At 45.2% G+C, this 16123-nt stretch carries 9 protein-coding genes and 1 tRNA gene; 6 read left to right on the forward strand and 4 right to left on the reverse strand.

The window, feature by feature from the left end; genetic code table 11:
• Window positions 1-88: 88 nt before the first annotated feature.
• Both lgt and QVD32_RS05255 read right to left on the reverse strand, forming a co-directional pair.
• Window positions 89-937, reverse strand: a complete 849-nt coding sequence (gene lgt, locus QVD32_RS05250; RefSeq protein ID WP_040296064.1) for a prolipoprotein diacylglyceryl transferase — start codon at window positions 935-937, stop codon at window positions 89-91.
• A gap of 378 nt (window positions 938-1315) precedes the next feature.
• Window positions 1316-2212 (reverse strand): diaminopimelate dehydrogenase, encoded by an 897-nt coding sequence (locus tag QVD32_RS05255; protein ID WP_021892733.1) that lies wholly within the window; start codon window positions 2210-2212, stop codon window positions 1316-1318.
• A gap of 362 nt (window positions 2213-2574) precedes the next feature.
• Here QVD32_RS05255 and QVD32_RS05260 point away from each other — a divergent pair, with 362 nt between their 5' ends.
• A complete protein-coding gene (locus QVD32_RS05260; protein WP_021892735.1) occupies window positions 2575-3906 on the forward strand; it encodes a glycoside hydrolase family 16 protein in 1332 nt (443 codons plus the stop codon).
• On the forward strand, window positions 3903-5843 hold the full coding sequence (locus QVD32_RS05265) for a hypothetical protein (RefSeq protein WP_021892736.1): 1941 nt from the start codon (window positions 3903-3905) through the stop codon (window positions 5841-5843). Before QVD32_RS05260 ends, QVD32_RS05265 begins: the two co-directional genes overlap by 4 nt.
• Before the next feature lie 79 nt (window positions 5844-5922).
• Here the strand turns inward: QVD32_RS05265 and QVD32_RS05270 are convergent, their stop codons facing one another.
• Window positions 5923-6780, reverse strand: a complete 858-nt coding sequence (locus QVD32_RS05270; RefSeq protein ID WP_373134473.1) for a glycerophosphodiester phosphodiesterase family protein — start codon at window positions 6778-6780, stop codon at window positions 5923-5925.
• 505 nt (window positions 6781-7285) lie between these two features.
• Between QVD32_RS05270 and QVD32_RS05275 the strand changes: the two genes are divergently transcribed.
• Window positions 7286-9979 carry a GEVED domain-containing protein gene (locus tag QVD32_RS05275; RefSeq protein ID WP_021892738.1) on the forward strand — a complete coding sequence of 898 codons (2694 nt, stop codon included), beginning with the start codon at window positions 7286-7288 and terminating at the stop codon, window positions 9977-9979.
• Between the two features lie 567 nt (window positions 9980-10546).
• Here QVD32_RS05275 and QVD32_RS05280 read toward each other — a convergent pair.
• Window positions 10547-10620, reverse strand: a tRNA-Ala gene (locus QVD32_RS05280).
• A 192-nt stretch (window positions 10621-10812) separates the two neighbouring features.
• Here QVD32_RS05280 and QVD32_RS05285 point away from each other — a divergent pair.
• The 3 genes from QVD32_RS05285 (at window position 10813) to metH (ending at window position 15847) form a co-directional block, all read left to right on the forward strand.
• Window positions 10813-11121, forward strand: coding sequence for a DUF4286 family protein (locus QVD32_RS05285; protein ID WP_021892739.1), 309 nt, complete (start codon window positions 10813-10815; stop codon window positions 11119-11121).
• On the forward strand, window positions 11122-11709 hold the full coding sequence (gene ruvC / locus QVD32_RS05290; RefSeq protein WP_021892740.1) for a crossover junction endodeoxyribonuclease RuvC: 588 nt from the start codon (window positions 11122-11124) through the stop codon (window positions 11707-11709).
• Between the two features lie 454 nt (window positions 11710-12163).
• Window positions 12164-15847, forward strand: coding sequence for a methionine synthase (gene metH / locus QVD32_RS05295; RefSeq protein WP_021892741.1), 3684 nt, complete (start codon window positions 12164-12166; stop codon window positions 15845-15847).
• Window positions 15848-16123: the final 276 nt, after the last annotated feature.

Raw genomic sequence — 16123 nt, forward strand, 5'->3', positions numbered from 1 at the left:
TCTATACTCCTCCCCTGCCGTCTCCCGTAGTATTACGGGGAGTCGCAAAGCAATAGAAGAGGGGTTAGAAATAGAAAAATTGTACAATCTATTTCTTTTTCTCCTTCGCAAATTTAATCGGCACTCTCGGTCGAGACAAAGCACGAATAACCAACCACACCCCGGCGATAACGAACGGAATACTCAACAACTGCCCCATATTCAACAACATAGTCTCCTCGAACACCTCTTGATTGTTCTTGATAAACTCGATACAAAAACGAGGTAGAAATATGCCTATCAAAAAGGTCCCGAAAATAAGACCCTCCCGTTCCTCCGCATTACGTTTCCAATACATATACAAAAGCAATCCGAACAGAAGCAGATAACACAAAGCCTCATAAATCTGGGTAGGGTGCGACGGTTCCGTAAAAATAGGGGCAGCACCCTTCATCCACTCCGATAAATTCTGTATGAACCGGAATCCCCACGGCAAAGTCGTCACATGTCCGTAAATCTCATGATTCATCAAATTACCCGTACGAATAAGCGCAGCGACCAAAGCGACCGGAACGACCAATCGGTCAAAAGTCCACAACATATTCCGGTGAGTAACCCGTCGGGAATATAGCCAAATGGCGATAATAATCCCTATCGCACCTCCGTGACTCGCCAAACCGCCTTCCCACACTTTCAATATTTCTAAGGGGTGCTGCGAATAATAATCCCATGCATAAAACAAGCAATGTCCCAAGCGAGCGCCCAAAACCGTTGCGATTACCACATAAATAAACAACGAATCGAGCCATTTCAGGTTCACCTGCTCATGACGAAACATGCGTTCCATCATGTTGTAACCGACAATAAAACCGATAGCAAAAAACAATCCGTACCACCGTATCTCGATAAAGCCGTCGTAAAGAGCCGGATTAGCAGTCCATGTAATAAATTCAGTCAACATATTTTAGTAAAAATAAAACCCTACCGATATTGGCAGAGGCAAAGATAGTACAAGGTGAGCGCAGAGACAAACGGAAACCTCGTTTCCGATTTGACTATGCCGAACCGCAACCTATCTTCGTACCAACAAAGATAGCGAAAGGTGAGTGCAGAGACAAACGGAAATTTTATTTCCGATTTGGCTATACCGAACCGCAACCTATCCTCGTATGTACAAAGATAGTACAGGCCGAATATAAAAACAAATCTATTTGCTAAGACCCAGCCTATATTTAACCCAACCAAAGATACGAAAAACAATAGAAGAAAAAATGATAAAACCATTTCCCCTTCTATTGTTTGTTACAATCCTGCCGAATAAACAAATTCATTTAGCTTATACCAACCGACGCACCAACTCGTCTCGATCACCATACAGTAAATCGATAACAGGAATTTCGATTAACGTATAGCAACCGGGACGTTGCAACATAGCGGCACGAGCCGTACATACTAAAACCTGAGCTGTCAATGCCGGATTATTGATAGACATATTGAACTCGAACCGCTGGTTCTGTGTCTTTCCCGAAACACCCTTCCGAGTCATGTTCACCCCATGCCCCATATCTTTCAAAGCATCGACACTCTCCACCTGCATGACATGCGTTTCATCATGGGCGAAATAATCGTCAGTCTTTATAGCGTGAGCCACCTCTTCGAATGTATAACCCTCTTCAAGTTCGATATAAACCATACGGCGATGTATACCCGTTCCCAAAGGTATAGTCATCGATAAAGCCGCTTTTACTCCGGCGATAGCCTTCACAGCGACCGTATGTCCCATACTCATACCGGGTCCGAAATTAGTATACGTGATACCTTTGGGGGCACAAGACTCCATAAGGGCTCGCACGACCGAATCCGTTCCGGGATCCCAACCCGCCGATATAATAGCGACCGAATTGTATTTCTTCGCTGCCGCATCAAGCGTTTTGCGCAAATCGCATATCTGTGTGTGAATATCGAAACTATCCACGGTTCGTATACCCTTTTCGAGAGCCTTGATAGCGAAATGTTCCACTTCGCGAGTAGGCGTACAAAGAATAGCGACGTCCACATCTTTCAACTCGTCGAGAGAAGACACTACCGGATAAGCCGACAATTCCATGGGAACCTCCGAAACACGACGACGGACTATACCCGCTATTTCAAAATCAGGAGCGACTTGCAAAGCATCTAAAACAAAATGCCCTATATTGCCATAACCGACAATGGCAGCTCTAATCTTTTTCATATTCTATTCATTTAAATTACGAGGCGTAAAGATACAAAAAATCCGTAAAAGTCAATTCTTGCATATAAATTTCTAACAATTTCCCCAAACTCCATACAAAAAGAGCTAAACATTCCTTCTCGCTTTTCAGTTTGTAAACATCATTTCCCCATGAGAAGGTCCAAAAACAGTTCGAAAATTTCGGGAACCCGTCTCACCCCTTCGTTAAACCCCGTTATGAAATACAATGACATATTACGAATAGAAAGGAAAGCCCTTTTTGAACAAAAAAACATCGATAAAGTAGTACACAAAAAGCTCTCTTTATCGTCTTTATAAAAAAGAACTTACATCTGATTACCAGTTAAACGACACTTCAACCTATGAAATCAAGAAAAAATCTTTGGCAATACACCGTAATACTGTTCATTCTGAATATATTTTTTATAACCGCTCAGACATCTCACAATCAAAACATCTATGCCGATTTCAATTTCAGCCGAAACGATACGACTCACGACAAGTGGACGAAATCGATCGAAATAATCACACCTCGATTACGTACAGTTATCACCGACGACACAAAAATCACATTGAGAGCACCGGGAATGAATCGAGTATATGCTTATTGTTGGCAACAACCCACGACAGGACAACCCAATAAATGGGGGCACGATGTAAACCTCACCCCGGGAGGAATTGAAACAAAAGGAGCTGAAAAGGTCTCTTTCGTCTTTCCAGCCCGGGACTTCCCCTACGGCCCTACAAATATCCGCATATACGCAAGTAACAACGAGGGGAAAAAAGATGTATTTGAGTTACAGCTCTACAACAAAGCCGGTAAAAAATGGAATTACGGTATACCGGATACCGTTCCCTCTCAGGCCAAAGGACTGAAACTCGTATTTGAAGATGACTTCGATAATGAATTATCCATATCCAATGACGGCAAAAACGCCCGGTACTGCGCTCACAAGCCCCGATACGGAGATTTCAGCGGCTGGCCATTTTCCGATGTCGACGGTCCTGATAATCCTTTCGAACAAGTCGACACCTATTTGAAAATTAAAGCCCGTAAAAGAGCCGGAACAAAAGGAAGCTCAGGACTAATATCGTCTGTAAATATGGACGGTGAAAGATTTTTCACAAAAGCCCCCTGTTATCTCGAATGTAGGTTTACCGCCCAGTCTGCACCCGGTACTTGGCCTGCATTTTGGACTCTCACCAGCATCGACCGAGGCATCAATGGAGACGAACTGGATATTGTCGAAGCCTATGGAGGGGTAGGAAAAGGTAACCCCAACCACCCGGGTTACTCCATCACGAGCCATTTCTGGGGACAAAAAGAACCCGATGGGACATATAAAAAACGCTTTAATAAACGAGTTCCCATCATGGAACTGGGTGGAAAATCATATTGGTCCACCACCTTCCATACCTATGGTCTATATGTAGGACGAGACGAAACGATATACTATTTCGACGGTATCGAAGTACTGAGGCATCCAACGAACGACATATCAAAAGAAAAACCGCTTTTCTTCCTGATAAACTATGCGATCGGAGGAATAAGCGGTTGGCCTATCGACCTCGAACGTTTCGGGAATGCATCGGATATGTATGTAGATTACGTACGAGTATTCGCCGAAAACGACATTCAATATTCCATACCACTTCCCGAAAAAAATAAAAATCACAAATCCCATCAATCATGAAAAACAGACTGTTATCCTACGGAATCATTTCCCTCGTTCTCGGTTTGACATCATGCCATACCAACGATTCTGTAAAATTCCAATTCGACAGCAAGAAAATCGTGTCGGGTAAAAAAATCGCGATAAAAGACATCGCACCCCAACTACCTACCGATTGGGACGAGTATGACTATGTAACCATAGAATTTCGTTCCACCACGCCACAGCGATTTCAATTAGGATTCACCACCGACTCAGGATACAACGAACTACGACTTATATCATATGTTCCCAACGCATGGAACAAATTAACCATTCCACTGAGATTTTTCAGAGAACTACCCGTTGCCAAACACGATATAGCAGCAACTTCCAATCAACCGAGAATAACAGGCTGGATCAACTTGGGAGGAAAACGAGGCCCTTTGACAGGAGTAGATTCAATAGGCATACGCATGAGAGCCCCTATCGATAACCCTACGATCGAACTGCGATCGATCGCTTTGTCAAAAGACGATCCCGGCGACAGGTACTTAGAGAATAAGCCCGCTTTCGACAAGTTCGGTCAATGGAACTTGGGCGACTATGAAGGAAAAATTTACTCCGAAGAACAACTTCAAAAAGAATGGCTGCAAGAAGAAACCGAAATTAACGAAACAGAAAATTTCAACTATTCCCGTTATGGAGGCTATTTGAACAAACGAGTAAAATCGACGGGCTTTTTCAGGACAGAACAGATCGACGATCGTTGGTGGCTCATCGACCCGGACGGATATTTATTCCTCTCCTATGGGGTCGATTGCGTCGCCCCCGTCGGAGACTACTACACGAAAAACACCGACAAATGCACAAATATGTTTCAAGAACTTCCGCCCAGAGAACTTTTCGTCGAATCCGAGAATGTATCGCCCGAAACACATACAGCCTCTTTCGGTATCTGGAACCTATATCGTCGATACGGAAAAAATTATCTCGACCGAGCTGCCGAAATGACAATCAAAAGAATGGACAAGTGGGGATTGAATACCCTTGCAAACTGGTCGGATAAAACTATATACGACAAGAATCGAAAAGCATTCATTCTACCTTTGGAAAACATAGGGTTCGAAAACGAACTGATGGGATTGATGGACGTATATGACAACGGAATTGAAAAAAAGATAGACGAAGCGATTGCCCGTAATGTGGCAAAATACAAAAACAATCATTGGTTAATAGGCTATTTCATCGGAAACGAACCCGCTTGGATTTCGAAAGAAAATCGCCTGTGTTCCTTAATTCTAAATGGAAAAGATCGCCCCATCAAAACAGAATTACAAAATTTTCTGAAAGAATCCGGCGATACACCCGACTCCCGCAAAACTTTTATATATAATACATTCGAGAAACTCATGAAAGCCATATCCAAATCGTTAAAGAAGAACGATCCCAATCATCTGAACTTAGGAATAAGATATGGCTACATAGAGCAATTAGACGACGAATTGCTACGAATTAGTAAAGAGTCGTTCGATGCTTTGAGTTTCAACTGCTACGCTCTATCTCCCGACCACGAAAAAATGAATCATGCTTTGGAAATCTCTGGCTTGCCGATGATTATCGGGGAGTACCACTTCGGGACAGTCGACAGAGGACTCGCACAATCCCTATGGCAAGTGAACTCACAAAAAGAAAGAGGAGATGCTTTTCGGTATTATACCGAAAACGCCTTTGCTCACCGAGGGCTCATCGGTACAGGCTGGTTCCGATGGATCGATCAGAACATCAACGGACGCACCGACGGGGAGAATTACAATTGCGGTTTTATCGACGTTACCGACAGGCCCTATCCCTATATGGTCGATGCGGCTATCAAAACAGCCAAATCGCTATATGAAATACATTCCGGTACAAAAACACCTTTCCATCAAGCGCCTAACGCCGTGGGACACTCTCCCATACCCGATCTCTGGGAATAAATAAAACTTCTATTCATTCTCACAAATCCATGAAGATTCCGAAATCTTCATGGATTTATTTTTTCACAATAAACAAAAATCAATCGTGTAACCCTCGTTTCCGCAGATAATCGAGCAAATATGCCGGACGGTCGGTCTGTATGATACGACAGCCGAGTACATCGATCAAATAACCGTACCCCTCGTCAGGACTGGCAAGCGACATGTCGTCGTCATGTCCTCCCGCCATCGTGTCCCACAAAGTATTATACCAGATAAGGGACTCCCCTTTCAACGAATCGGCAAGCATTCGGGGCAATGGGTTGCTGTCTTTGACAAACAACAATTCGAAAGCGGCCGGCCGCATATCCTCGACAAATACATCTATCTGTCGTTTTGCATCTTCTTTATCGAGATTCACAATGGGCATATAAATTACCTCATCGAGATATTTCCCGAATCGGGCTTTCACCTCTTTCGCTGGCTTACTGCCTTTCATGATTATCTGTTCGGTCGTACCGGTCTTTTGCAACAATTCATAAACTTGGTCGAAATAACGGTCGGCTTTATCCAAGTTAATCATTATTTTCCCCTTTGCGGCAAGTAAAGCCTCTTCCAAAGTGGGAACCTTGTGTATTGTTTTGATATTGCAACCGTTCTTTAACCGCAATGTTTTAATAGAATCGAGCGTCCAATCCGAGACCTTACCCTTCCCGGTCGTCGTACGATCGAGTTTAGAATCATGCATCAATATCAATTTTCCATCTTTCGTCCGCTGTAAATCGAGTTCAACGACATCGACCCCCATGCGAATTGCACTCTCGATAGCTTCCAACGAATTCTCAGGGAAATTACGCCAGTCTGCTCGATGCGATACCACGATTACAGAGTGGAGATTCCGATTCAACAATTTTTCCCGAATTTGGGCTGCTCTTTCTTGCGCCATTGTCGGAAGCATCGCTAATGCAAACAGGATCACTCCGACCGAAAATCTCGAATGTTTCACCTTCATTTCGATTTATGGTTATTATTTTCTTTACGATAATTGTTATATACCCATATCATAGATTTCCCGCTTACGAAAAAAAGCAGAAAGCGACGTAAACCCAACATGAGAGATAAACTATTTCATTAAATATTAGAAATCCAGTGATAAAAACATCTATTCATAATACTCAATTATAATATTTAACGATTAGTATTATCGTTCTTAAAATTCAAAGTTACAGAAATTTGTTAGACAGCATACAATTTTACACAAAAAACTTACCCCATAAATAAGGTTTCATAAGAGTTTTTTGTACATACCTTTCCTTTTATACAGACATATTTATATTGTATACAAATACAATATTAAGAAAAAAACATTTAAAGTTCTTTTTATTCTTCATTTTGTTTATAATATTATAATTTTGCGCTCTCATAATTAAATAAAAATCAAACTAATTAAAAAGACAAAGAAAATGAAACAGATTTACATGAGCGTGTTGCTTGTAATGTTGTTTACAGTGAATGTGTTTGGCGAACAGCATGCAAGTAAATTTGGAGAAAAAGAAAAAGTAGCGGTTGTATACGAAAACAATGTTTTTTTGAAGGCAGAACCGCGCAATAGCGTTGACGATGCATTGGGGTGTCCTCCTAATACCGTCCTCTCAGGAGCATTTAGTAGCGATGCCGACTATATGGGACAACAAAGTTCCGATATGGGTCGTGCCGACGGAGCTACCAAATTTTACCAATCCTTTTCTGGATGCTATCAGAAAGTGAACGGAATTCGCTGGTTAGGGAGATTCTTGTCTTGGGACGAAGAAAATTATAATTGGTTGTCTTGTGCCGACCGTGGCGGCATCGATGAAAATGGCGAAATGACAGAACCGATCCGTTTTGAAGTGGCATTTTATGAAATGGGAGCCGATGGTTACCCCGGCAAAGAGGTCTACCGCAAAGAATTCGATGTCTTGGGCAAATTCACCGGAGTGAGTGCAAGCGAATATGATGATTTGGCACGTATTTACGAATTTTCGGTTGAATTGGACGAAACAATCTGTCTAGAAAGCGGTTTCTTTTCGGTAGCAGCCGCCAAAGTAGACAACGAAACGCATAATTGTGCTTTCAGTGTGTTCACATGTAGCAATGTCCCCGGAATAGGTTTAATTTGGATGGAGGCTTACGAAGAATATATGACCTCTCAGTTATCCATGTGTTACTGTTTAACGGGCGACGGCGACTACATTGCGCAAAAAGCATTGAAGTTCGAACGTTTATTATCCCCTTTGGAAACAGCAAGCGACAAATATGAAAAGGTACAAGTGGAAGTAATGAATATCGGTGAGCAAGCTATATCCAATGCGAAACTTCAATTATATTTAGACGATAAATTACTGGCAACCGAAGAACTGGGTGTGACGATAGCTTCTATGGAGAGCTACAAACACACGTTTGACCAACGGATCGATTGTTCACAACCGGGTAAACATAATATCGAAATACGCAATGTCACGGAAGGCGATGAACAAATAGCCCATCAATCCATGTTTTTCTCTATTACAAAAAGGGAAGAAGGGATAGTTTGCGAATCGTATTCGACGGATGCAAGTTACGAATATATTACTTCAGTCAAAATTGGAAGCATTAACAACCCAAGCGAAGGTAATGTATACAGCGATTTTTCTGATATGAAGACAAGCATTAAACCCGGTGAAGTATTAGATTTGAACGTAGAGTGTGAAGGCGGAAGTTTATATATAGGTGCATGGGTAGATTGGAATGGAAACGGTTCGTTCGATGAAGCGGGCGAATTTATCGGTTATCTTCCTAAGGGAACTATTAAAGTATCGATTCCAGACGAGGCGGTAGTCGTGCCGGGAGAAAGACGCCTACGAATCATAGCTTCTTATGAAGACATTCTTAGCGCTTGCGGTCAATATGGTTATGGAGAAACAGAAGACTATACACTGGTCGTGGAACATTCCGACAATTCACCGATCATTAAACCCGGATTAAGTATCATCGATTCGTACCAATCGTTCGACGTACGACCGGTAACGCTGGAAATAAAGAACGAAGGCAGTGCAGAGCTTACAGGAACAGCATCGGTACTTTATGCTCTACCTCACTCTCCGGGCAGCAAGCAGTCGGCTTTTGCTACAAAAAATAGCAAACCTTCTTGGATATTTACAAAGTCTGCGAAATCCCATTCGGTTAAAGCGAAAGAAACCGAGTCGCAGGCAGAATTCGTATTGCGCTATGACAACGGGCTCGAAAGCGAAGTATCGCTCAGCGGTGGTTCTTCGGCTGTATATGCACAGTATTTTCCGGGCAATATGCTTGCTGGATTGTCGGGTATGCAAATCAGTAGTGTCGATGTATATATAAACGACGTACCTGACAAAGCTCAAGTGGTAATTTTCGGTCAAGGCTCACAGTCAAATGCCGGAAATGAATTGATGAGACAGACTTTTTCCCCAATAGCACAGTCTTGGAATCATATTGTGCTCGAACAACCTCTGACGATAGGGAATACCGATTTATGGATAGGTGTTAATATAGATGGCTTTGAACCGACAGACTTTGTGATTGGTATCGACGGCGGTCATGTACAAAATGGCTTCGGCGACATGGTTAAACTTGGCAATACATGGTGGTCAGCAGGAGACTTAGGTTTAAATAGTAACTTCTGTATTCGCGCGAATGTAACGGGTAATCGCACCCCGACTATCAACTGGCTCTCGCTTGATAAATATGAATTCTCTATCGCTCCTTCTGTTATGGAAACGCTCACCGTATCATTAGATGCAACTCAATTACAGAGAAATACTTTGTATGAAGCACAAATCGTGTTAGCCAATAACGATGCTGTAAGTAGAATTGTGAAGATACCAGTATATCTGAATAACGACCGGGAGTCAAAAGTAGAACTCCAAACATTAGCTTCGACAGTAGTTTATACATATGGAGGCTACTTGGTGGTACAAACTGACAAAGCTTTATCGAGTATATCTTTGGTGAATATGAACGGCGCTGTAATGAAAATGCAAAATGTCGATGGTTATACGACGAATATGAGCCTTGACAATTTGCAAACCGGCATTTATATTTGTTGTATTGTACATGCCGATGGAAGCCGAGAGAATGTAAAAATACCGGTCGTTCGATAACCCCGAAAGATCATAATAGGTTAAAAATCGTATCAGCTTATTCTATATAAGCTGATACGATTTTTTTATTGATCGGGTATAAAGTACGGTTGTTCGAACTCAGTAGAAATTTAGTAGGAATAGACCCGAATTTTAACGAATGAAATGGATTGTATTTACCCTCCTCCTCTGTGTTTTTGCAATGCAAAAATATAGGGGAGGAGTCCGAAGGACGGAGGGGTTAATCTCATAATTAGAAATTACTATGAAACTTTCCTCAACTCCTCTCCCCCAGAAACTACCGTTTCTGGGGGAGAGGGGTTGGAATATATACGGAAAATCACACACGACCAAGTGAAGACTGTCCATGTGGTTTTGTCTGATACGCACAAAAGCATGAAACATACAGATAAAGAACAACTCGATGAGCAGTACAGCAAAAGCATACAATAGTTGCAAGCCACATTCGACAGAAACTATGTGATTACCCCTATTGCTTTGTATTATCTCTTTTGAAACCCCATAAAAAAAAGAAACCCCGTTTTACCGGGGAATAAACTGTTGTACCTCAAAAGACGGATAACGATGTGGAGTATAGCGGACTCGAACCGCTCACCTCGACACTGCCAGTGTCGCGCTCTAGCCAGATGAGCTAATACCCCCTTAATGCGGTGCAAAGATAAAACTATTTTTACGACTGTACAAAATATTGAGAAGTTTTTTTACCTTCACGATAGACCGAGGCAACAGGCATTCGGCAGGAGCCAAATAAATTTGGCTCCTGCCCCCATTTTTTTTACCTTTGTCAAAAGAATAATATGGTTCTCCGAACAACAAGATAACCCCATACCACTATGATTATATTCAACACCACATACCACGCCGATCACTCTCGGAAAGATGAATTTATAAGTTGGTTAAAAAATTTCTATATTCCGGCTGTACTGGAACACGGAGGTTTACAAGAACCACAACTGACCCGTATTTTCGCTGAGAATGAGGAAGAAGGCATAAGTCTTTCCCTGCAATTCAAATCGCCCGATACCGATACGCTCGAACGTTGGCACGAAGAGTGCGGAGAAACACTACTCTGCGATATGCAAAAGAAATTCGGCAAGCAAGTGCTGGGATTCAGTACCCTATTGGAAGTAATCGACTTATAAATGAACACGACAAACGATAGAATTATTATCGGCATCGACCCCGGGACCAACGTCATGGGCTACGGAGTCCTGCGTATCGTCGGTAACACCCCCGAATTGATGACTCTGGGCGTGATTCAATTAAACAAATTCGAAAGTCACTATCTGCGATTACGTCGCATTTTCGAGCGGGTCTTAGGCCTCATCGAACAATATCTTCCAGACGAGATGGCTATCGAAGCTCCATTCTTCGGAAAGAACGTGCAATCCATGCTGAAACTCGGACGAGCGCAAGGAGTCGCTATGGCAGCCGCGCTCTCCCGCGACATTCCCATTACCGAATACGCCCCGCTAAAAATCAAAATGTCGATTACCGGAAACGGAAGCGCATCGAAAGAACAAGTCGCCGCCATGTTACAGCGCATTCTGCATATCCCCGATGAAAATATGCCTCCCCTTCTCGATGCCACCGACGGATTGGCTGCCGCTCTCTGCCATTTCTACCAAACCAACCGGCCTCATCTCGAAAAAAGCTACAACAGCTGGAAAGACTTCATCAACAAAAATCCCGATAAAGTATCGTCCGGAAAGAAATCCGACAAGAAATAACAGGGAGCGATCATTTTATCGAACGACAGACGACCGGCCTCTCCTCGCCTCGATTTTCTTTCGAACAAATATACGTCCGGTACACCGGCGTACACCCTTTGCCTTCTGTGACACGAATCAGCAGACCACAAACATTATATCTAAATACAAAAGAAAATTCAAATATTTCCTCTACAAAATAAGGTCAAAAATAGAATAATCCACTGCATACCCCATTTCAAACAACAAATATTTCGGTAGACAAAACAACAATTATCCCTATATTTGTAACTGCGAAGATAGGACACGGTTCGGTATAGCCAAGTCGGAAAAGAGATTTTTGTTTATCGCTGTTCCCTGCTTTCCGTATCTTCGGCAAATGCGAAAAGCTGACTACGATTCGGCAAAAAAAACGAACATATTCATTTTATCCGATTCTTATCTTTCGTTATATGACAATCATAGACCGAGATATATGCAGACATTGAAACAACTACTCGACCAACGCATTCTCATTCTCGACGGAGCTATGGGAACGATGATACAACGTTACGGACTGAACGAGCAAGATTTCAGAGGTTCGTTGTTCCCCGATTCGGCAGTGGAATTAAAAGGGAACAACGATTTGCTCTGTCTCACCGCACCACACCTCATCGACGAGATACACCGTGCCTACCTCGAAGCCGGAGCCGACATCATCGAGACGAATAGTTTCAATGCCAACGCCATATCTATGGCAGACTACCGTTTGGAAAGTCAGGTAAAGGAAATAAACCGGGCTGCCGCCCGCCTAGCCCGCAAGGCTGCCGACGACTATTCAACACCCGATAAACCCCGATTCGTGGCCGGTTCGATAGGCCCCACGAACAAAAGCTGTTCCATGTCTCCCGATATGGAGAATCCCGCTTTGCGAAATCTCGACTTCGACACACTCGCGACAGCCTATCGGGAGCAAATCACAGCCTTGATAGAAGGTGGCGTGGACCTTCTGCTCATCGAAACCATTTTTGACACGCTCAATGCCAAAGCCGCCCTTTTCGCTGCACAGGAATCTATGAAAGCGACAGGACGAGAGATTCCTGTCATGCTTTCGGTAACAGTCACCGAAAGCGGGCGAACGCTATCGGGACAAACACTCGAAGCCTTTCTTACGGCAGTCTCCCATGCCGAAATTCTCTCGGTAGGTTTGAACTGTTCGTTCGGAGCAAGAGAAATGAAACCCTATCTACGTCGGTTGGCATCGCTCTCCCCCTATTACATCAGTGCTTACCCCAATGCCGGACTGCCCAATCGGTTGGGCGAATATGACGAAACGCCCGCATCGATGGCTGCACAAATAAAAGAATTTATCGACGAGGGACTGGTAAATATCGTGGGTGGTTGTTGCGGAACGACACCCGAGCACATAGCCCGCTATCGGGAAATCACACAAAACGCCTCGCCCCGCCGTCCCATCGCGAAAGACAACCGGCTGCACATCTGTGGGCTCGAAGATCTCGTTGTCTGCCCCGAAAACAATTTCGTCAACATAGGCGAACGCTGCAATGTGGCAGGCTCTCGCAAATTCCTGAGGCTCATTCACGAAAAGAACTACACCGAAGCTCTCGACATCGCCCGCAAACAGGTCGAGGCCGGCGCACAAATCATCGACATCAACATGGACGATGCTATGCTCGATGCCCGCAAAGAGATGGTAGACTTCTTGAATCTCATCGTCTCCGAGCCCGATATTTATCGGGTTCCTGTAATGATAGACTCTTCCGAATGGGAGGTTATCTCCGCCGGCTTGAAATGTCTGCAAGGGAAAGCCATCGTCAACTCCATCAGCCTGAAAGAAGGAGAAGAAACATTCCTCGCGCATGCCCGTGAAATCAAACGGTTAGGAGCGGCGGTAGTCGTCATGGCTTTCGACGAAAAAGGCCAAGCCGATACCTATGAACGGAAAATCGAAGTCTGCGCCCGGGCTTACAAACTCCTCATCGAAGAAGCAGGATTAGCGCCTTGCGACATTATATTCGATCCCAACGTGTTGGCGATAGCTACCGGAATCGACAGCCACGACAACTATGCGGTAGACTTCATTCGGGCTACGGCTTGGATACACGAAAACCTGCCGGGAGCGAAAGTGAGCGGAGGCGTGAGCAACCTCTCCTTTTCGTTCCGAGGCAACAATTTCATTCGCGAAGCCATGCACGCCGTCTTTCTTTATCATGCTATCCGCAACGGGCTCGACATGGCGATTGTCAATCCCGCCACATCGATTACCTACGACGATCTACCGACCGAAACTCTTGCGCTCATCGAAGATGTCGTATTGAACCGTCGGCCGGATGCGACCGAACGTCTCATCGACCTCGCCGAGAAACATCGGGGCGAAGCAGTCAAAAAAGAAAACAATATCGACGAAGACCGTCATCGGCAACCTGTCGCCGACCGACTGAAACAAGCTCTCGTCAAAGGCATATCGACACACCTCGAAACCGACCTCGCAGAGGCCGTCCGTCAATACGGCTCGGCACTCGCCGTCATCGAGCAACCCCTCATGGACGGCATGAACCGGGTGGGACAACTTTTCGGCGACGGGAAAATGTTCCTTCCCCAAGTCGTCAAGAGCGCCCGCACCATGAAGCAAGCAGTGGGTATATTGCAACCACTCATCGAGCAGGAAAATACCCGCAATGGAGAAACCTCCAAACGGGGAAAATTCATTGTAGCCACAGTCAAGGGCGATGTGCACGACATCGGGAAAAACATCGTTGCCGTCATTCTCGCCTGCAACAACTTCGAGGTAATCGACCTCGGCGTGATGGTTCCGGCCGAAAAAATCGTGGAGCGAGCCATTGCCGAACAAGCCGATTTCATAGGGTTGAGCGGACTCATCACCCCCTCCCTCGAAGAGATGTGCCACGTCGTTTCCGAAATGGAAAAAGCAGGACTGCACACACCGGTCATCATAGGCGGAGCTACCACCTCGAAACTCCACACGGCCGTCAAAATCGCCCCGTGTTACAGCGGTGCGGTCATACATGCCGGCGACGCATCGCAAAACCCGCTCATCGCCGCACAACTGCTCAATCCCCAAACTCGTGAGGAGTTTATCCGCAGCATACGCACCGAACAAGAAGCACTGCGCAACTCCTTGAAACCGTTCGATTTAGTCACCCTATCCGAAGCCGAAAGATACGCCCCCTACATAGATTGGGACACATATACCGCCCCCCGGCCTCGGCAAATGGGATTGCACACCGTCCCCGTCACTGTTGGCGACATACGACCTTTCATCAACTGGCGGGCATTCTTCTCCGTATGGAAAATAGGCGCAGGCTATGCCTCCATAGCCGACATGCAAGGGTGCGACCACTGCAAAGCCGTCTGGCTCGCATCTTTCCCATCGGCCGAGAGAGCCAAAGCCGCCGAAGCCATGCAGCTCTACAAAGAGGCGAATCGTCTGCTCGACATCCTCGAAGCAGAAAACAACACCTCTCCACAAGCCTGCTACCTACTTGCCGAAGCCGCCTCTTACGACAATATCATACGACTGCGGCTACCCGACAGCGATTTCGACATACCCTGTCTGCGGCAACAAGTGCGTAAATCCGAAGCCAATGCCCGCTACTATTCTTTAAGCGACTTCATTCGCCCCGCCAACGACGGGAAACCCGATTATGCCGGACTATTCGCCGTCACCGCCGGAAACGAGATACAACGTCGCATAGAGCTCTTGCGTCGGGACGGAGACGACTATACCGCCCTCCTGCTCCAATCCCTCGCCGACCGTCTTGCCGAGGCCGCCGCAGAATGGCTGCACCGGCAAATACGCCGAGAATTTTGGGGTTACGCCCCCGATGAACCCGACCTCGACTTGCAGTCCCTCCTCTCCGTCCGGTATAGGGGGATACGTCCGGCAGTAGGCTATCCCTCCCTGCCCGACCATTCCCTTTTCTTCGATTGGGACAGAGCGTTAGACTTCTCGCGTATCGGAATAACCCTCACCGAAAACGGCGCCATGATGCCCAATGCCTCTGTCGCCGGACTCTACATCGCACACCCCGATGCCCGCTACTTCCACATCGGGCACATCGACGAAACCCAGCGCGAACACTATGCCCACCAAAGAGGCTTCACCCCCGAAGAGACCGGCAAATGGCTATCGGTATAATAATAGAGGGGTACTCTTACACTCCTCCCTGCCGTGTCCCGCGGCATTACGGGGTGTGACAAAGCGATATAGGTGCACTTCACTGCAATAAATAAAGGGTTACTCTCACCCTCCTCCTCTGTGTTTTTGCTACGCAAAAATATAGGGGAGGTGACACGCAGTGACGGAGGGGTTAATTTAATATAGAGGTTAGAAAATGTCGGCAAGGAAAGCAGTGTTTTCGTAAGGAAATATAGAAGGAGTGCTGAAAGGCGGAGGGGTTAATTTAATATAGAG

It is taken from the genome of Barnesiella sp. (genome assembly GCF_022723415.1).
GTDB lineage: Bacteria > Bacteroidota > Bacteroidia > Bacteroidales > Barnesiellaceae > Barnesiella > Barnesiella intestinihominis.